This is a genomic window from Duganella rivi, assembly GCF_009857435.1.
Lineage (GTDB): Bacteria > Pseudomonadota > Gammaproteobacteria > Burkholderiales > Burkholderiaceae_D > Rugamonas > Rugamonas rivi.
The window spans coordinates 284,382-303,670 of the sequence record NZ_WWCK01000002.1 but is presented as its reverse complement, the minus strand read 5'-3'; the positions used below and the strand labels follow the sequence as shown (position 1 = coordinate 303,670).

16 protein-coding genes are annotated in these 19,289 nt (G+C 62.2%); 3 read left to right on the top strand and 13 right to left on the bottom strand.

Annotated features, from left to right (window positions below; genetic code table 11):
- Positions 1-16 precede the first annotated feature (16 nt).
- The 8 genes from GTP45_RS05910 to GTP45_RS05875 all read right to left on the bottom strand — a co-directional run bounded on the left by GTP45_RS05910 (position 17) and on the right by GTP45_RS05875 (position 8,936).
- Positions 17-1,759 carry a methyl-accepting chemotaxis protein gene (locus GTP45_RS05910; protein ID WP_161012959.1) on the bottom strand — a complete coding sequence of 581 codons (1,743 nt, stop codon included), beginning with the start codon at positions 1,757-1,759 and terminating at the stop codon, positions 17-19.
- A 103-nt stretch (positions 1,760-1,862) separates the two neighbouring features.
- On the bottom strand, positions 1,863-2,717 hold the full coding sequence (gene tssA, locus GTP45_RS05905; RefSeq protein WP_161012958.1) for a type VI secretion system protein TssA: 855 nt from the start codon (positions 2,715-2,717) through the stop codon (positions 1,863-1,865).
- A gap of 9 nt (positions 2,718-2,726) precedes the next feature.
- Complete coding sequence (gene tssH, locus GTP45_RS05900) at positions 2,727-5,300, bottom strand: type VI secretion system ATPase TssH (protein WP_161012957.1); 2,574 nt, start codon at positions 5,298-5,300, stop codon at positions 2,727-2,729.
- The gene (tssE, locus tag GTP45_RS05895; RefSeq protein ID WP_161012956.1) at positions 5,297-5,758 is read right to left on the bottom strand and encodes a type VI secretion system baseplate subunit TssE; all 462 of its coding nucleotides are present in this window, start codon (positions 5,756-5,758) and stop codon (positions 5,297-5,299) included. Before tssE ends, tssH begins: the two co-directional genes overlap by 4 nt.
- A gap of 57 nt (positions 5,759-5,815) precedes the next feature.
- Positions 5,816-6,307, bottom strand: coding sequence for an Hcp family type VI secretion system effector (locus tag GTP45_RS05890; protein ID WP_161012955.1), 492 nt, complete (start codon positions 6,305-6,307; stop codon positions 5,816-5,818).
- A 27-nt stretch (positions 6,308-6,334) separates the two neighbouring features.
- Complete coding sequence (gene tssC, locus GTP45_RS05885; protein ID WP_161012954.1) at positions 6,335-7,819, bottom strand: type VI secretion system contractile sheath large subunit; 1,485 nt, start codon at positions 7,817-7,819, stop codon at positions 6,335-6,337.
- Position 7,820: 1 nt separating this feature from the next.
- Complete coding sequence (gene tssB / locus GTP45_RS05880; protein ID WP_161012953.1) at positions 7,821-8,321, bottom strand: type VI secretion system contractile sheath small subunit; 501 nt, start codon at positions 8,319-8,321, stop codon at positions 7,821-7,823.
- Positions 8,322-8,330: 9 nt separating this feature from the next.
- Positions 8,331-8,936 (bottom strand): tetratricopeptide repeat protein, encoded by a 606-nt coding sequence (locus GTP45_RS05875; RefSeq protein ID WP_161012952.1) that lies wholly within the window; start codon positions 8,934-8,936, stop codon positions 8,331-8,333.
- 170 nt (positions 8,937-9,106) lie between these two features.
- Between GTP45_RS05875 and tssK the strand changes: the two genes are divergently transcribed.
- Positions 9,107-10,429 carry a type VI secretion system baseplate subunit TssK gene (gene tssK, locus GTP45_RS05870; RefSeq protein WP_161012951.1) on the top strand — a complete coding sequence of 441 codons (1,323 nt, stop codon included), beginning with the start codon at positions 9,107-9,109 and terminating at the stop codon, positions 10,427-10,429.
- A complete protein-coding gene (gene icmH / locus GTP45_RS05865) occupies positions 10,426-11,208 on the top strand; it encodes a type IVB secretion system protein IcmH/DotU (RefSeq protein ID WP_161012950.1) in 783 nt (260 codons plus the stop codon). The genes tssK and icmH overlap by 4 nt, the downstream gene beginning before the upstream one ends.
- On the opposite strand, the gene GTP45_RS05860 is transcribed toward icmH, so the two are convergent.
- From GTP45_RS05860 to GTP45_RS05845, 4 genes are all read right to left on the bottom strand, one after another.
- Positions 11,209-11,958: an OmpA family protein gene (locus GTP45_RS05860; protein WP_161012949.1), complete on the bottom strand. Its 750-nt coding sequence runs from the start codon at positions 11,956-11,958 to the stop codon at positions 11,209-11,211.
- A 12-nt stretch (positions 11,959-11,970) separates the two neighbouring features.
- Positions 11,971-12,939, bottom strand: coding sequence for a type VI secretion system-associated protein TagF (tagF, locus tag GTP45_RS05855; RefSeq protein ID WP_161012948.1), 969 nt, complete (start codon positions 12,937-12,939; stop codon positions 11,971-11,973).
- Complete coding sequence (gene tssM / locus GTP45_RS05850; protein ID WP_161013448.1) at positions 12,936-16,670, bottom strand: type VI secretion system membrane subunit TssM; 3,735 nt, start codon at positions 16,668-16,670, stop codon at positions 12,936-12,938. The genes tagF and tssM overlap by 4 nt, the downstream gene beginning before the upstream one ends.
- A 103-nt stretch (positions 16,671-16,773) precedes the next feature.
- The gene (locus GTP45_RS05845) at positions 16,774-17,613 is read right to left on the bottom strand and encodes a M15 family metallopeptidase (RefSeq protein WP_161012947.1); all 840 of its coding nucleotides are present in this window, start codon (positions 17,611-17,613) and stop codon (positions 16,774-16,776) included.
- 103 nt (positions 17,614-17,716) lie between these two features.
- On the opposite strand from GTP45_RS05845, the gene GTP45_RS05840 reads away from it, so the two are divergent.
- Positions 17,717-18,475, top strand: coding sequence for a RodZ family helix-turn-helix domain-containing protein (locus GTP45_RS05840; RefSeq protein WP_371874413.1), 759 nt, complete (start codon positions 17,717-17,719; stop codon positions 18,473-18,475).
- Positions 18,476-18,477: 2 nt separating this feature from the next.
- Here GTP45_RS05840 and GTP45_RS05835 read toward each other — a convergent pair whose 3' ends face one another.
- Entirely contained in the window at positions 18,478-19,182 is a 705-nt protein-coding gene (locus GTP45_RS05835; protein ID WP_161012946.1) for a glutathione S-transferase N-terminal domain-containing protein, read from the bottom strand.
- Between the last annotated feature and the right edge of the window lie 107 nt (positions 19,183-19,289).

Here is a 19,289-nt window from a genome sequence, read left to right as displayed (position 1 = left end):
GCCATTTTAACGCGGCTTAGAACTCTTCCCAGTCGCCCGAGTCGCTGGTAGTGACGGCGGCCTTGCGTGGCGCAGCAGCTTTCGGCTCCGCCGTTGCAGTGGATGCAGCCGCTGGCGCCCTCGCCGCAGCAGGTTTCGACGCTGCCACCACCGGCGTGCGGCGCGGCAGCGCAGCGCGTGCGGGTGCAGCCGGGCGCGCCAATGCCGGCGCGCTGCTCACACCATCCAGCTTGAACACGCTGACCACATCCGCCAGCTTGGCCGACTGTTCCTGCATCGATTCCGCCGCCGCAGCAGCTTCCTCCACCAGCGCGGCATTTTGCTGCGTCACCTGATCCATCTGCGTGATAGCGTCGTTGACCTGCGCGATGCCGATGCTTTGCTCTTCGCTGGCATTGCTAATCTGCGTCATGATCTGCGTGACGCGGCTGATACTCTGGACGATTTCTTCCATCGTCTGCCCGGCCTTGTCGACCAGTTCGGAACCCATCTGCACCTTCTGCACCGAATCGTCGATCAAGCCCTTGATATCTTTGGCTGCTGACGCGGAGCGCTGTGCCAGATTACGCACCTCCGATGCCACTACGGCAAAGCCACGCCCCTGCTCACCGGCGCGCGCTGCTTCTACCGCCGCATTCAGCGCAAGGATATTGGTCTGGAACGCGATACCGTCGATGACGGAAATAATGTCCACGATCTTGCGCGAGGAATCGTTGATCGAGCCCATGGTGTTCACCACCTCGCCCACCACGGAACCACCACGGCTGGCAATCTCCGACGCGCTGATCGCCAGTTCATTCGCCTGCCGCGCATTCTCCGCATTGAAGCGCACGGTGGACGTCAGCTGCTCCATTGACGATGCGGTTTCTTCCAGCGAGCTAGCCTGCTCCTCGGTGCGCGACGACAGATCCTGATTGCCCGCAGCGATCTCGGTGGACGCCGTCGCAATCAGCTCCGTGCCGTTGCGCACTTGGCCGACGATGTTCACCAAGTTGGTGTTCATGGTCTTGAGCGCGTTCATCAACTGGCCGGTTTCATCGCTGCTGTTGACTTGAATATCGCTGGTCAGATCGCCCGAAGATACAGTCTCCGCTACCTTCACCGCTTCGTTGATCGGCTGCGTGATGGTGCGCGTAATCCACCACGCGGCAAACACGCCTAGCGCAATCGCCGCCACGCCGAGCATGATCAGCAAGGTGCGGCCGCTTTTATATTGCTGTTGAATCTCGACCGCGCTGGCGTCCAGCAACGCTGCCTGCTTGTCGGCAAACGCCTTCAGTGCCGCGAGGTAGCGGATGCGGCTCTGGGTCATATCGCCTTCATAGATCTTGGTCGCGGTATCCAGATCACCAGCGTTCTTGGCGGCGAAAACGGCTTTGCGGAAATCGGTGTAGGCCTTGCGCGTGTCCAGCACTTGCTTGAACATCGGTTTGAGTTCGCCGTCATCGAGACTGGCGCCGATTTGATCCTGGATCTGCGTGGCGCGGCCGGAGGATTCGGCCATCAGGGCTTCGAGTTTTTTCTGGTCGGCGGCTTCGCGCACCATGAATGCGCCAGTGGTGCGCGCGGCATTGACTTCGATAATCTTGCCCCACTCCGCGATCAAGCGTTCATCGCGCACCTTCACTGTGATCATCTCGTCGGTCTGGGCACTGGCGCTGCTTAGGCGCAGAATGCCAATAGCAGTCATCGCAACCAGTAGTAACAAAATCAGCGAGAAACCAAAGCCGAGACGCGTACCGATCTTGAGATTATTCATAGCAAACTCCCTAGCAAAAAGTCTGGAATGTCCAGTTCATGCTAGCACTATTTGCCCACAATCTATAGCGCGGCGGGAAATATTCGGCGCTGCATTGCAGCAATTATTCGGTGGCCGGCGTGGCTCCCAAAAGCTCCTCCACGCCGGCGATCGCGGCGGGGTCTTTGATGACGGCGCGCAGCCAGACATGCAGCGGCATATCGCCCCAACTGGCAGCCTTTTCAGCAAGGTAGGCAACCGGACTGTGCGGTTCGGTGCGATGGAAGAAGTCCGCTATTACACGCAACTGCTGCAAGGCTTGCTTGCGATTTTGCAGCGCCTCGCCGGGCGCAATGGCAACGATACCAATAGTGGCCTGACCACCGTCGGCCAGCGCCGCTAATTGGCTGTGCGGGGCGATCTGGCGGATCACCGATTGCAAGGCATCCTTGGCTGGCGAGAAACCGGGGCCGTCGGCGCCTAGTTGCGTATCTACCACGCGCTCCAGTTGAATCAGCGCGGCGAGGCAAGATTCGGCGTCGGCCAGTGCGGGTGATTCGCATTCAGACACCAGCGCCGGCGTGCGCGCGAGCAGCCAAAACAGGTTGCCGATGCGCTGATCGTAGTCGCCGTCATCGACCAAGGGATACAAATCCGTCCAGTACGTTTCGCACAAACCGGCGAGCAGCGCGTAGCCTTCGCCGAGGCCGCGCAGGCCTTGGGTCTTGGCTTGGGCTTCGGCCAGCCATACGGCGAGTCTCAGGTCTTTGCTGCGCGTGGCGATCAGTTGCGCGCAGCGGGCGGCGACAAACTGCCAGTCGGCTTCTTTCAACGCAGTCTCCCATTCGCCTTGATCCAGCGTGGGATCGTCGTACTGGCGCGCTTGGGCGATGGCGTCTACTTCGGTGCTGAAGGATAGGTCTTCGCCGCAGCGCTGCTCCGCGCTGACCGGTTGCAGAAGTTGATCGGTGCTGAACATGGACGCCTCCTATTTGACGGTGTATTTGAATTGGCCCTTGCTGTTGGCGTTGACCTTGATGCGGCTGATGCTCTGCTCTTGCGCCATCTTCTCCAGCACCGCTTGCGCAATCTCGGGCAGCAGTGTGCCGTTGAGGATGTGGTCGACGTTGCGCGCGCCGGAGTCGACTTCGGTGCAGCGGGCCAGCACAGCGTCTACCAGCGAAGGCTCGTAGGTGAATTCGGCATGGTGGTGGTGTTGGATACGCTGCGCGATGCGCGCCAGTTTTAGCGCGATGATTTGCGCCAGCACCGCATCAGGGATCGGATAGTACGGCGCTACTTTTACGCGGCCGAGGAAAGCGGGCTTGAAGTGTTTTACTAACGCTGGGCGCAGCAGCTGCTCTAGTTCTTCCGGTGAAGGCGGCTCTTTGTTCAGGCAGGCCTGCATGATGGTCGCGGAACCGGCGTTCGCGGTGGCGATGATGATGGTGTTGCGGAAGTCGATCTCGCGGCCGTCGGCATCGTCCATCACGCCTTTGTCGAATACCTGGAAAAAAAGTTCCAGCACGTCGGGATGGGCTTTTTCGATTTCGTCCAGCAGTACCACGCTGTAGGGATTGCGGCGCACGGCCTCGGTCAGTACGCCGCCTTGCCCATAGCCGACGTAGCCGGGCGGCGAACCTTTCAAGCCGGAGACACTGTGCGCTTCCTGGTACTCGCTCATGTTGATGGTGATGAGTTTGCGCTCGCCGCCGTACAGCAGATCGGCCAATGCCAGCGCGGTTTCGGTTTTCCCGACGCCTGATGGGCCGACGAATAGGAACACGCCTTTCGGCTTGTTCGGATCATCGAGGTTAGCCCGCGCCGTGCGCACGCGCTGCGCCACGGCGCCAATGGCGTGCGACTGGCCGAGGATGCGTTCTTGCAGGGCGTCCTGCAGCGAGAGGACGCTGCGGATTTCGTCTTTCACCATTTTGCCGAGCGGGATGCCTGTCCAGCCGGAGATGATGGCGGCCACCGTTGCGCCGTCGACTTCCAGCGGCACCAGCGGGGACTCGCCTTGCAGCGCGGCTAGTTCCTCCTTCAGCGCGCGCGCTTCGCCGTTATCGTTGGCGCCCGCCCGCTGACGCGTGATGGCCGCAACAATGGCCTGTTCCCGCTGCCAGCGTTCCGCATACTGCGCATGTTCCTCGCCACACGCCGCAAGGCTGGCTTGCAAGTGCTGCACGCGCTGATGCAGCGCCGTGCCGCCATCCTCGCGCTGCAAAGCTGCTATTTCTGCGGCGATGCGATCCATCTGCCTCGCGGCGTCCTCCAGCAAGGCCGGCGTTCCGCTTTGCGCCAGCGCCACGCGCGCGCAAGCCGTATCCAGCACGCTTACCGCCTTGTCGGGCAACTGGCGCCCGCTGATGTAGCGGTGCGACAGGCGCACGGCCTCCGTTACCGCCTCGTCACGCACGCGCACATTGAAATGCGTCTCCATCAGCGGCGCCATGGCGCGCAGCATGGCGGCGGCGATTTCCTCGCTCGGCTCCTCCACTTTCACGACTTGGAAACGGCGGGCCAGTGCGGCATCCTTCTCGAAGTACTTTTTGTACTCGCTCCAGGTGGTAGCGGCGATGGTGCGCAACTCGCCACGCGCCAGTGCGGGCTTGAGCAGGTTGGCTGCATCGTTTTGCCCTGCCGTGCCGCCGGCGCCGATCATGGTGTGCGCTTCGTCGATGAACAGGATGATGGCGCGCGGGCTTTGCTTCACTTCCTCGATCACTTTTTTCAGCCGGTTCTCAAACTCGCCTTTGACGCTGGCGCCAGCCTGCAACAGCCCCATATCCAGCGTGCGGATCTCCACGTCTTTCAGCGCTGACGGCACATCGCCTGCCGCCACGCGCAGCGCCAGCCCTTCAACAACAGCAGTCTTGCCGACCCCCGCTTCGCCGGTGAGTATCGGATTGTTCTGCCGGCGGCGCAGCAGAATATCCACTACCTGCCGGATCTCGGCTTCGCGCCCGATGACCGGATCGAGCTTGCCCTCGCGCGCAAGCTGCGTCAGGCTAGTGGTGTATTGATCCAGCGCCGGCGTGCGCGCGGCGGCGGTAGCCGGGCTGGCGGAGGTTGTAGGGGCTGCGGTCGTCTCTTCCTGCGAGCCATGTGTGTATTTCTCCAATGTGTGTTTGACTTCATCGATAGGAATATCAGCGAACTGGCGCGAGGCGCGCAGCGCCAATTGCGCCAGTTCCGGCTCCGTGAGCAAAGCCACCAGCAAGTGCGCGCTGCGGATTTGTTCCGGCGGCGTCGCCAGCGAGGCAATCAGCCATGCGTTTTCCAGCAGCAGCGGCAATTGCTGCGAGAACACCGGCGTGCGTGTGCTGCCGCTCTTGAATTGGCTCACCTCGCGATGCAGGTCGGCCTCCAGCGCCTCCACGCTCACGCCGCACTTGCGGGCGATTAGCACCAAGTCGCAGCGCTCTTGCTCCAGTAGCGCGAGCAGCAAGTGTTCAATCTCCACTTCGTACTGACCCAGCGCGACGCAAATGCTGGCGGCGCGGGTGGCGGCCAGGCGCGTGGTGTCATTCAGCTTTCCGATCAGCGATTTCAGATTCATTTACGGCCTCCGCGTGCGCTGCGATTGATCGAGTAATGCAGCGATGACGGTTGCAGCACCGCGTCAAAGCTGACAGATTCGGTATGGGATAAGCCGGCCAGCGTGCCGTAGATGGCAAAGCGCACGCGGTTGATGGAGCCGGGTTCGTGTTCGATGCGTGCCTGCACATCGCGCAGGCGGGGTTCGTGCCGTTCGATGGCGGCTTTCAGCGCGGCGCAAACGCGGGTGCGGTCTTCGCTGCTGCTCAGGCACATGCCGGCAAAATCCAGCAAGCCATAGTTGGCGATGGAGCGCGCGCATTCGGGATAGGCCTGCATGACGTCGTCCGGTATCGCGCAGCGGGTATTGAGCAAGTCCTCCAGATCGCGCGCGACGCTGTCCTTGTACTGTTCCAGCGACATGCGCGGCGCGGCGTCACCGAGCAAACGATCCAGCAGGCCGGGAGTAAAGCCGTTCATGCCGTGCTTTCGAAAAAGAGCCAGGCCGGGAAGGCCTGGCTAAAGACGCGGGGGATTTTACACAATGCGGTTGCTAGCCAAGTCCCAGCCGCCGGAGGTGTTGCCGCCGGCGCCGCCGCTGATTTTCTGCTGCGTGTACTTCCACTTGATCTTGGAGAATTTGAACGCGACGTCTTCGCTCAAGATGTCGCCCTCCTCCACCGCCGGCGAGACAGCGCCGATCAGCACATTCTCAATTTCGATCTCGTAGTACTTCACGCGTTCACCTTGTGCGTCGGCGCGCATGAACTCGAACTTGGCCTTGGGGATGGTGCGGCCGGCCGAGCAGGTTTGCAGCAGGATCGGAGACGCCAAATCGGCCAGCTTGGAGATCACGATATCGCGATGCTCGCAGCGCTCGGCCGTGTGGCCGCCGCCGGTGGAGGCGGTAGCCGATTTGGGCTGCTCCACGCCGAAGCTGACGGATCGGCATTCGATCCAGTCCTTGTGGCGGTCATCGTTGGATTCGCCCTTGATGCCATCAATGTACAGATAAACGTCGATTGCCATTGCATGCTCCTCTAGGTTGTTGGGGGATTAGTAGTTGGTCGACTGCGGCAGCTCCGCGACCAAACGGAGTGAAACGGATAGTTCATCAAGCTGAAAGTGCGGACGCAGGAAGGAAACGGCGCGGAACACGCCGGGCCGTCCTGCTACCTCGTGCACCTGCACCGAGGCTTCGCGCAGAGGGAATTGCGCTTTCTGTTCCTGGCTGGCGTTGTCGTCCAACAGGACGTACTTCATCAGCCATCGATTAAGAAAATCCTCGACGTTGGACGCGGAAGCAAAGCTGCCGACCTTATCGCGCATCATGGCTTTCATGTAATGCGCGATGCGCGACACGGCGAAGATATATTGCAGCTGCGAGGACAGCACGGCATTGGCGTTAGCCGCTTCCGAGTTGTACTTGCGAGCTTTCTGCGATGATTGCGCGCCAAAGAAGGCGGCGTAGGCGGTGTTCTTGCAGTGAACCAGCGAGATGAAGCCAAGGTCACTGAGCTCCTTCTCGCGGCGATCCGTGATGGCGACTTCGGTCGGGCATTTGAGTGCGACCTCGCCCTCGTCGGTTTTGAAGGTGTGGGTCGGCAGATCGTCCACCAAGCCGCCGCCCTCCACGCCGCGGATCGCCGCACACCAGCCGAAATCATCGAAGGCCTTGGTCAGCTTGGCGCCGAACGCGTAGGCGGCGTTGCACCACAAGTACTTCTGGTGATCGGTGCCATCCACTTCCTCGACAAAGTTAAAGCCTTCCACGGTAGTGCCATCGACAGGATTGAACGGCAAACGGCCGAGGAAGCGCGGCAGCGTCAGGCCGACGTAGCGCGAATCCTCCGATTCGCGGAAGGCCTTCCATTTGGCGTATTCCACCGTGTCGAACACCTTCGACAAATCGCGCGGCTTGGCCAGGTCGCCGTAGGTCTCCAGCCCAAACAGCTCAGGCGATGCGGAGGCGATGAACGGCGCATGCGAAGCCGCCGCCACGTGCGACATCTGCTCGATGAAGTACATATCTTCCGGCTGGCGCGAAATTTCGAAATCGCCCAGCAGCGCTGCGTAAGGCGCGCCGCCGAAGGTGCCGAATTCTTCTTCGTAGATTTTCTTGAACATGGCGCTCTGGTCAAATTCCAGCGCCGATTGAAAATCCTTTACCAGCTCACGCTTGGTGGCGTTGAGCATGCGGATTTTCAGGCCTTGGCCGGTAGCCGAGTTTTTCACGAGGTAGTGCAAGCCAGTCCAGCTTTGCTCCAGCTTTTGAAAAGCCGGTGCATGCATGATGGCGCTTAGCTGGCTGGAAATCAGTTGATCCAACTCCGCCACGCGCGCATCCAGCGTGGCGGACAAATTGTTGGACACCACCACGGTGCCGTCCAAAACCTGATTCACCAATTCCGTGATGATGTCCTTGGCGCGGTCATGCTCCACGCTGGATTTTGCGACCTTGCTTTCTTCAACGATTTGATCGAGCAGGCTGTCGCCATCGAGGACTGCGGCTTCGGCAGCCTGGTTCACTTGTGCGGACATATCAGTTCCCCTTGGCCGTTTTCAGGCTGGCCAGTTTGTCGGTGTTGTTCAGCACATCGCTCAGGATGTCTTCCAGCTTGTCGTTCCCGGCCAGCTTGTTGCGCAGGTCGGCCAGTTTGCTGCGCGCTTCCAGCAGCTTGGATAGCGGCTCCACCTGCCGCACCACGGACTCGGGGCGGAAGTCGTCCATCGCCTTGAAACGCAGTTCGACATTGAAGCTGTTGTCGTCACCGCTCAGTTGATTCGGCACTTGAAAGCGCGCCACCGGTGCCACGCCGCTCAGCACCTCGTCGAAATTACCGGCGTCGATGCTGACGAATTTTCGGTCTTTCAGGCGCTTCTTCTCCACCTCCGAATTGCCGCCGAAATCACCGACCACGCCGACCACGAAGGGCAGTTCCTTGTTTTCCATCGCATCGCCGATTTCCACGTCGTAGGTCATCTGCACGCGTGGAGGACGCACTTTGAGCAAGCGCTTTTGTATGCTGTCGCCGTTAGCCATGTTCGCTCCTTATTTCAATCCGCCGAACGGATCGCTGTTGTTGGTTTGGTTGTTGTTCTTTGGCGCCGGGCCGGTGGCCGTCGCAGCGCCTTTCTTCGCTGGCGGTGGTGGCGCCGCAGGCTTGCGCGCGACAGCCGCGCCGGGCACCAGCACTTCTTCGCCAAGACTGGTGCGCAGCAGCTTGGCCAAGTCCTGCGCTTCGGAGCGCAGCGAGCCATTCAGGTTGTTTTGCTGGCTCAGATCCGACAGCGCCTTGGTCGACAAGCGCAAGCCGCTGACGGCAACGATGCTGTTCCCCAGCTTGTCGTTGGGATCTCGCTGCAAGGCTTCAAGCGCGTTCATGATCGCTTCGCCGTAGCTGGCGCGGTCAAACTTCATCTGCGCCATGTACAGCCACGGGCCTTTGTCTGCCGGGTAGTTGGCGGCGGCGGATTTGAGAATGGTGTGCGCCTTGTCGGACTGGCCTGCCGCCATTGCGGCGTCGGCGTCGGCCATGGCGCGATCGAGGGTGGCGGCTTGCGGCTTCTCGCTGCGGACGCTGGAGCCGTCTGTTGCACAGGCCGACAGCAGCAGCAAGCTCGCAACGCAGGGCAGCCATGTTTGAGTATTGATCATCGGTTTCTCCTTTTGCGTAACCGGTCAGGAAGAAGGCCATTATTCATGAATGCTTTTTTTGACGATTGCGCTTACTCAAAGCCTGTCTTCTTTTCTCTTCGCTTGCGCCGACGCAAACAGCGATGGCGCAGCTTTCGTTCTAATGAAGATCCACCAGACAAGGAGACGGTATGAGCATTCCATCGAAGGTGCTGTGGGGAGAAGGCTTGTTTCTGCGACCGCAGCATTTCCAGCAGCAGGATCAATATCACGAGGCGCGCCTGCGCCACACGGCGCACGCGCTGCATCCTTACCCGTGGGGCGTGCGAGAAATTAAGTGGGATCTGGATGCGCTCAAGGCGGGCAAGCTGCGGCTCGAGCGCCTGTCGCTCATCTTCCGCGATGGTGAAATCGTTGATGCGCCGTCCAGCGCACCGCTACCGGTAGCAGTGGATCTCACGCGCATCCCCGAGCACGTGCCGGAAGTCACCTGGTATGCCGCCCTGCCCTCGCTGGCTCCCGGCGGCGGCAATGCGGAGTCGCGCTACAGCATTGCCAGCCACGAAACAGCGGATCTTTACACGCAAGCCGTCGGCGTGGAAGTCAGCTTTCTCAAAAACGCCGTGCGGCTGATGTCCGACCTTGAACCGCTCGGTGCTTTCGAATGCGTGCCGGTGCTGCGACTGCGGCGCGTGGTCACCGGCGGCTTCGAACCCGATCCCGCTTTCATCCCACCCGGCCTGGCGATCGCCGGCGCGCCAGCACTCAAGGCCATGCTGGATCGCTTGCTCGATGCACTGCAAGCCAAGGTGCAGTCGCTGCAAGGCCACATGCGCGAGCCTAGCCGCAACGTGATCGAATTCCGCTCCGGCGATGTTTCCTCGTTTTGGCTGCTGCACACCGTCAGCACCGCCGCTGCGGCGCTCATGCATTACGTGCGCAACCCGGAGCTGCACCCGGAGCGCCTGTTTGAATCGCTGCTGTCGCTGGCCGGCGCCATGATGACCTACTCCAAGCAGTACACGCTAATCGACCTGCCCAAGTACCGGCACGATGATCCGGCGCCATGCTTCTCCACGCTGGACGCCATCATCCGCGACCTTCTGGACACCGTCATCTCCACCAAGTACTTCTCGATCGCGCTTACCGAGGACAAGCCAAGCTACCACCTAGGCAAACTCGATTCTGGAAAAATCGACCAGCGCACCACGCTTTATCTCGCCGTCAGCGCCGCACTGCCGGCACTGGAATTGGTCGAGGTAGTGCCGCTGCGCGTCAAAGTCGGCGCGCCGGACGATGTCGAAAAATGTGTGCTGTCGGCCATGCCCGGCGTGAAACTCACTCACGCGCCGCAGGTGCCGGCCGCCATCCCCGTCCAACCGGACACCTACTACTTCGCACTGGAGGGCAAAGGCATGCTGTACGAACAAATGCTCAAAGCGCAGTCGATTTCCATCTACGTACCGGCCGGCATCCGCGACCTGCGTCTCAACCTGATCGCGGTGACAGCATGAGCGGCCAGGTCGAACGCCGCGCGATTCCAACGCTGATGGGCGGTCAGCGCAAACAGATCCAGCCGGGCTATGGCCATGTGCAAACGCTACTCGATCTACTGCAAGAAGGCTTCTACTTGCTGTTCATGCTGAAGAACGGCAGCGAGCCGCCGGGCGAGGCAGCCTTCCTCGACACCATCACCGCCTACCTCGCGGAGTTCGACCGCGAAGCACGCAAGCTGCGCGCGCAAGGCGAGGATATCGACGCCGCCAAATACGCCTTCTGCGCGGCGCTCGATGAAATCATCTTGTCATCGCAGTTCCCGATGCGCCTGGCGTGGGAACGCCGCCCGCTGCAACTGGTGATCTTTGGCGACCAGCTGGCGGGCGAGCATTTCTTCGATCGCCTGGAGACGCTGCGCAGCACGGGCGGCGCGCGGCTGCCTGCACTACAGGTGTTTCATATGTGTTTGCTGATCGGCTTTCGCGGCAAGTACGCGCTGGACGCCAGCGACAAACTGGCCTACCTGACCGCGCGCCTTGGCGATGAAATCGCTCATATGCAGGGCAAGAGCAAGGGCTTCGCGCCGCAAGCCGAACGCCCCGACCAGATCGTGCACAAGCTGCGCACCAATACGCCGCTGTGGGCGGTGTCTGCGGTGTTTAGCCTGATTGCGATGGCGGCTTACATTGGGCTGGAGTCGTCGCTATCCAGTTCTACGCAAGACACGCTGGCGGCGTACTCGGACTTGGTGAAGCTGGCGCCGCGTCCAGCCTACGTCACCATCACGCTGCCGTAGTTACTGCGCCACGCGGAACTCGATGCGGCGATTGCGCGCGCGTCCTTCCGCGCTGGTGTTCTCGGCCACCGGCCGATCCGGCCCTTGGCCGGACACCATCACCATTTCTGGATTGATGCCTTTGCCGGTGAGGTAGGTTCGTACTGCTTCTGCGCGCGCCTGGCTCAGCGCCAGATTGCTGTCGCGTAGACCGATGTTGTCGGTGTGGCCGATCACCTCCACCTTCTTGCCCTTCACCTTTTGCAGCGCAGCCGCCATCTCATCGAGTATGGATTGGCCGGACGGCGTCAGCGTCGCCTTGCCGCTATCGAATTCGATGATGCGCTTGGCCAGCGTGTCGTCCAGCAGGTTCTGTTCGGCGGCGCTGACGCGCAGGCCGTTGTTGACGGTGTAGCTGGGATTGAGGCTGGTGGCGATGTCACTGGCGATCTGCTGCCGTTGCGCTTCGTTTGCCACCTCGCCGCGCACGGTGACGTTGGTGCCGTCGACTTTCAATTCGCCTTTGCTGATCAACTTGAGATTGGGGCTGATCAGCTTTTGCACGTAGCCGCCCCAGTTGGGCGGCAGCGACACTTGCGCGATGCTGACTTGATCGACCACGCGCTCGGCGCCATACAGCGCGCGCAGCTGCGCCAGCATGGCGGCCTTGCTGGCTTCATCCGGCACAGCGCCGGTCACCACGATCTGGCCCGGCGTTTGCGCGCCGGCCCACGCTGTCGCCAGCATCGCAATCATCATCCATTTACGCATGGCGGAACTCCTTCACACAAAGGTTTCATGGAACAGCGCCTGCACCGAGCGCAATGACAACTGGCCTTGCTCCAGGTAGGCCGAGAGCTTTTGCACGCGGGCGTCGCCGGCGATCAGTTCATCGACCCAGCCGGCGTAGTCAAAGCTGATCTGCTGCTCGGCGGCGCTATGCGGATCGATAATGGCGGCCAGCGTTTCCGGCGCTGCGCCGCAAAAACCGATGACCAGCGATGGCTGTTCGCGCAGATCCGCAAAGAACAGGCTCAGTTCAAAGTCGGCCTGCTGCAGGAATGGCGCGATCAAGTCCACCCAAAACGCCGCCACCAGATTGCGCTGGCGTGGAGATAGCGGCAATGGCAGCACCAGGCTTTTATCCAGCCGCTCCGCGCCGCTGCGGCGCACCGGCTGGAGCAGCAGACCGACTGCCAGTAACGTGCGGCGTACGGACGCCGTTCCCAGCATCGCTTCCAGCGCGCCGATGGTGTGGCGGTCGAGGAAATCGACGAAGGTTTGCTCGTGCTGCGCGTCGCCGGGATCGATCTCAATGCGGGTGCCGGACAGCGTTTGCAGCGGCGTGTCCGGGTCGGCGGAGGCCAGCACGTCCGCCGCCAGCAGATCCAGTTCGGCCCACAGCGGTGCAAGAATCAAAGGGCTGCGCGGCACGAAAGTGGCTGGCGCGTCGACTTCGATGGCGCTCATGCAGAGAAAGGGATAACGCCGCCGCGAGCTATCGCTGCTGGCCGCCAGATGACCGGCGATGGCACGCCGGCTGCGCGTGCCGACGAAGGCAAAGTGCAACGGACGCATGGCGTCGTAATTGAGCTTCCAGCGCGGATCGGCGCTCAGCATATTCATCACCTCCGCCAGCCATTCGTCCAGTAAGCTAGCCAGCGGAAGATTGTCGGCGGCCTTGATGAAGTCACTGCGCGCCGGCAGCTTGCCGAAGTAGCCGATGCGCGCCGGCTGCGGCCCGCGCCTCATTGCACCGCTCCCGCCAAGGCGGTAGGAGGCGGCCCGCCATCGATCGGCCGCAGCGGCGGGGCGGACGCTGCCAGCGGCGCACCGACGAAGGTCTCCGGCAGCCGCAAGCCACGGAAGCCTTGATCTTGCGGTACGTTGGCCGCGCCGCCGCTTTCCGGGCTGCTGATGATCTTTAGGCCCATCGCCACGGTGATGCCGCCGCTAGTCCAGCGCAGTTCGAACACGCCGCCATCGCGCTTCTGCTTCGCCGCCGTATCGATCATGCGCTTGAGGCCAAGCTGCCCCGGTTCGTTGAACACGTCCACGCTGCGGCCATCAAACGCCACAGCCGTGATGCGCGCGCCGGGCGCGCCCTGCGGACTTGGGTGCACCATGCTGGCCCACTGCGCCGGGGTGTTGCGGTAGCGGAGCTGCTGGCCGTCGATCTCCACCGTGTATTCCTGCGTGCCCGGCGCTGGCATGGGCTGTATCTGGAACACGGTCTGCGCTGCGGCGGACGCCGGAGCCACGCCGCCTGCGGCAATCGGCGCAATCCAGCCAGGGAAACGCGCCACCGCTTGCGGCGACAGCGTAATGCCCATGTCGGCCCATGTACGCGGCGCCAGCACATCGCCGCGCCGCAGCACCAGGGGGCCGACAGCCGATGTAGCGAATTTGGCGATCACGCCGTCCGGCCCAAAGAACTGGGCGATTTCCGAGTCGGCGGCCTCAATGCGTGACGTTGGCGAGAACGGATATTTATTGGCCAGCGTTTGCTGGAAAGGCTCGTAGACCTGCGCCAGCCACGTCTTGTTGATCTCCGCTTCGGCCGCTGGAATCAGCACGGCAAAGGTTTGCATCAAGGGCCGAACCAGAATCGGGCGGATGGCCTGCTTTTGCTGGTCACTCATCCCGACCAGCATTTGCTCATCAACGTAGCGCAGCGCGTCCGCCAGTTCAGAGCCGCTGCCTTCCAGCGTCTGCTGCATGAACTGGCGCGCGCCGGGGCCGGGATCGCCCTGATTCTTCAACTGGTTCAAGCGGCTGCGCAGCTTGGACAGCACGTCCATGTAGGCGCGCATCCGCGAAGCGTCTTTGTCCTTGGCCGCTACCAGCTTGCCGATGCCGGCAAACTCGCGGCCCACCGGCCCTAGCCCGCCGGCCGGGCGTTCCGCCGGAAGGTTGATGTTGACCTGCGCCGGAGAACGCCGGAACAAGCTGTATTTGATCCAGGTGATGAAGCCCGATTGCGCCTCCTTCATCTCGGCGCTCACCATGGACGGATTGTCCCAGGAAGTTTGCTGGTGAATCGCGCCCAGTAGCTTGGACATCGGCGAGGCTTGCGGATCGCCCAAGCGGTTCATCGCCGTCACCGCGCCATCAAAGCCATTCAGATTGGCGATGCTCACACCCTGCACAAACTTCTGCCACTCGCGCGCGTAATCGGCTTTGTATAAATCGGTCAGGCCTTTCTGGATTTGTTCGGGACTGCCTTCCAGCGTCAGGTCGTCGCGGGCGGCCGTTTTCAGTACCCAGTCAGTGCTTTGCAGTTCGCGGTTGGCGGCATTGCGGAAGGCCTCTTGCACGAACTTCTCCCATGCCTCGCGGGTGTACGCGCCCGGCACCGCGTAGCTGCCGGTGACTAGCGCCTGATCCTGTTCGCCCACCATGCGCGCCACGGTGTGCGATGGGAAGCGGGTGTTGGCGCGGGCACGGATGTCGGCGTACACCCGCTCGCGCGCCGGCAGGCCGCGCACCACGCGGCGCAGGTTTTCGCGTGACTGATCGACCAGCGCCAGCTTCAGATCGATGCGCGGCCATGCAGGATCGGGGATCTGCGCGAGATAGAAGCTCATGAGCCGTTCGGCGCTGTGAATCAGCTGCTCGCGTTGCATCGCGCCGCGATTATTCTCCAGCCAAGCACGCCAATGGCGCGGCAGCTGATCGTTCAAGTGGCTGGCTTCAGCGTGCGATTTATCGGCCAGCATCAAGTAGCTTTTCAGCGCGTTGTAGGCGTCATCGACGTTGATGGGAGAGGCTTCCTGAAACTGGCCCGCAACCGGCGCAGGTGCAGCAGTGCCGGGCGGCTGCAATTCCGCCGCATGCGCGTTCATCTCCGATAGCAGCGTTTCGAGATTGGCTACCACCGGCATCAGCATCACATTCTTCACACCGGCGAAGTATTCCTCGCGCAGCTTGCGCTCCAAAAGCTCGCCCTGATAAAGCCCCATGCGCAGCGACCATGGTCGCGACTCGCGGTATTTCTCCAATTGCAGGATGCGGTCTTGAATAATCTCCAGCGCCTCCAGGCGCGATTGCAAATCGAGGCGCTTGGCTTGCAGCTTGATCACCTTATCCAAATCCGCCTGCACATTGCTGACCAACTGGCGATTGCCCATGTAGGCCCAGCTCCAGCCGCCCAGCGATGCGCCCAGCAGCAGCACCGCCACGAAGAACGCCGCATACTTCAAGCGCACCTTGGTTTTGCTGGCGTACTGCGACACCAAGTCCTTGTCCTCGAAAATCACCTTGCGGAAAAGGTTCGACAAAAAGAAGCCGGAGTGGCCGACATCTGCGGCCGGCGGCGCCGCCACCGCGCTCAAGGCAAAGCGCTTGGCCACGCGCTGTGATTGTTCGCTCAGCGGCATGCCCTCCTGTAGCGCGCTGGTGAAGTAGAAGCCACGGAACACAGGCTTGAACTGGAACGGATTCTCCTCGAACAAGGTCACGAGGAAGGAGCGCAACGGCGCGCGGATGGTCGCAAACTCCAAGGGAAAAGTGAACACGCCCGGCTCCATGCGTTCGCGCCGCTGCTGGCCCATGGTGGCGATGCTCATCGCCTTCAAGCCGTCGCACAGTTCATCGAAGGCGTGATCGAAGAAGGCCATCACTTGCTGGCTGCTGGTCTTGCGCTGATACGGCATGGTTGCGCCCCACGCGCGTTCACGCTCCGCGCGCTCGGCCTGCGCGAAGAATTCGCCAAATCCGGCAATCAAATCAGCCTTGGTGAATACCACATACACCGGCGCAAACACCTCCAGCCGTTCGATCAGATCCTGCACGCGCTTGCGCAGGCTGCGCGCCAGCTTGATGCCGACTTCAGGATCATCGCCGCGCAGTTCCGCGATGCTGACCGCGATCACGATGCCGTTGATCGGCGCACGGCGGCGGTACTTCTTCAGCAAATCGAGGAAGCCAAACCACTCGGCGCGATGCTCCTCCAGCACCGAGTAGCGGCCCGCCGTGTCGAGCAAGATGCCCTCGGTGGTGAAGAACCAGTCGCAGTTGCGCGTGCCGCCCACGCCCTGCAGCACCTTCCCGTCCGCGAACGGAAACTGCAAGCCGGAGTTGGTGATGGCCGTGCTCTTGCCCGCCGCCGGATTCCCGATGATCATGTACCACGGCAGTTCGTACAAGGCGCGCGCGCCGGCGACGATGCCCAGCTTGGAGCCTTTGATGGTGTCGATTGCCTTCAGCATGCTGTCGCGGATCGCCTTCACTTCGGCCACCGTGGGATCAACGCTGGTCTGACCGATGGCCTCCTCCAGCCGCGCCGATTCACGCCGCGCGCGCCAGCGCCGCCACCACCACACCGCGCCGGCCAGCGCCAGCATCGCGGCAATCGCCGCTAGCGCCCAAATCAGCGCCAGCTCCAGCACTTGCGCGCCAAGGTAGAAGAACGCCGCCATTGCCAGCAGGCCAATGATGGTGAGGTGACGGCTATCGGTGAGGAAAGTCCAGATTCTGCGCATCATAAGCTCGTGTCCGGCGAAGACGGCGACGCCCATGCAGCGGGCGGACTGATCAATGTTGCCACCAACAAAGCCGGCATTTCTTGCGCAAGAACAATGACGCTTACTTCTTCACCGTGCCCGGCACGCGCAGTTCGGTGTGGCCGAAGTCCATCATGGCCCAGCGGCCGCCCCACGTCAGCCCCGCGGCCTCGGCGGCGGCGCCGTAGAACTGGTAGCCGCGCATGGCCCATGGGTCTTTCTCGGAAATGACCAGCTTGCCTTCGCGCAGAAAGGCGCAATCGGCGGCCAGGCCGAACTGGTGGTAGCTCTGGAAAGCCTTGGCGTTTGTGACGCTAGGGCCGGCGGCGGCCAGCGCGTTCTGCCGCTCCGGGCTGCGGTAGCCCTCCAGTATCGCCATGTCGTAGCCGTGGCGCTCTTTCATGATTTTGAATACCAGCAGCAGCCGCTGCGCAAACGCCGGGTCGAGCAGTTGCCAGTTGCGGTTGGCGCTGTCGAGCATGGGGCGCACCAGCGTCACCTCGGCAGTGGTGAAGGCCAGCGGCGGCAGCGGCGCCGGTGCGCTCAGCTGCTCGCCTTGCAGCAAGCCGGCGATTTGATCATTGATGGCGTGGGTGTCGCTGTCGAAGCCGGACAGCATGCTGCGGCCGCTGAGCATCAGCGCCAGCAAGGGCGGCACGGTCAGCAGCACGCCCACCGCCAGCAGCAGCGGATAGCGCCGCTTCACAAACTGCGCCGAGCACCGCACAGCGCCGCCCGCCTCGCGTCCGACACCGGCAGCTTGCTGCACGCCCTGCCGGTAGCCGCCGCGCATCTGCCGCCCGATGCGGCGGCTCATCGCGTCCAGCGATTGCACTATCACGTCGCGGCCAGCGGGAAACAGCAACAGCCACGCACAAAAACACGTCACAACGAAGAACAACAGCACGGAAAAGAGAAACATGGTGCGCTCCATCAAAACGGGCCGATGCCACAGACCGGACACTGCATCGTAGGCCGTTCGCAACACGGCGAACTTCGGCCAGATCAAATGCAAGGAGGATATTGTGGATAAAGCGAAACCAGATTTGATGGCGGCCATCGGCGCGCGGCGGCCGGTAGAGAGCAAGCGCATCCTCGCGCAGCTGGAGCATGGCGTGCGAGCACAAGTTCATCCAGCCCGGGCGGCCGGCTGGACGATCGATGGCTGGACGATCGGCTTGTTTGCCCTGCTGTTGTTGATGTGCGGCGTGGCGTGGCTGATGCACGACCAGGCGATCACGCCGAAAACCTTCCGCTCTGGTTATAGCAGTAGCACGACGACGGTAGTGCGGCGCGCGCCCCAGGTGACGATGAGCGAGCCGCCAGCAGAACAGGCAGCGGCGATTATCAATGTCGCATCGCCGATCAAGGCTAACGATGCCAGCAGCGTGCCGTCAACCGCCGGCGCCGGCGTAGCCGCGCGCGCCAGCGCCCCGCCCTCGCCCGCACGGACGCTGGCTGCGCAGCACAAGCCGGCCGCACCGTCGACACGTATGGCAACTGCTGCTGTCCCGACCACACCCGCCGGCAACACCGTGCCTGCCGCGCAGGCTGGCGACACCGACGTCACCTTACTCACCGCCTTGGTCGCACACACCAACAAGCCGGCCTCGGTCACGCCGGAGCGCAGCCGCGACGTGGTCGAGCGTCAAGACGGCGACACCACCGTGCAACTGCTGGCGCGCTGCAAGCAGCTAGGGCTGATCGAGGGCATGCTGTGCCGCTCGCGCATCTGCTCCGGCCGCTGGGAAGCCGACGCCGCCTGCCGCGCGCCCAACCACTAGCGTCAAGCGCGCGGCGGAATCTCCAGTCCCTTGGCCACGGCGGGCCGCGCCACGAACGCCGCCAGCACGCGCTGCACGTTCTGGAACTGGTGATACTCGACCAGCTCGCCCGCGCCGTAGAAATTCACCAGGTTGCGCACCCACGGCAAGATGGCGATGTCGGCGATGGTGTATTGATCACCCATGATCCACTGGCGGCCTTCCAGGCGCTGATCCAGCACGCCCAGCAGGCGCTTGGACTCGTTGATATAGCGGTCGCGCGGACGCTTGTCCTCGTACTCCTTGCCGGCAAACTTGTGGAAGAAGCCGACCTGCCCAAACATCGGGCCGATGCCGCCCATCTGGAACATCAGCCATTGAATGGTTTCGTAGCGGCCGGCAGCGTCCTTTGGAATCAGCTGGCCGGTCTTGTCGGCGAGGTACAGCAAAATCGCGCCGGACTCAAACAGCGCCAGCGGCTTGCCGTCCGGGCCGTTCGGATCAATGATGGCCGGGATCTTGTTGTTCGGATTCAGCGACAGGAACTCCGGCGACATCTGATCGTTGCGCTCAAAGCTGACGAGATGGGCTTCGTACGGAACGCCGGTTTCCTCCAGCGCAATCGATACCTTCACGCCGTTGGGCGTCGGCAGCGAATACAGCTGGAGACGGTCAGGATGCTGGGCCGGCCATTTGCCGGAGATAGGGAATGCGGACAGGTCAGCCATGGGATCCGAGCTTTCAAAAGAAAAGATCCGCTGATTATGTACGAAGCCGGAAAAACCTGCTGGCGACGCATTTGTTGTATTTTCGACAGCGACCACCTAAAGTGAGA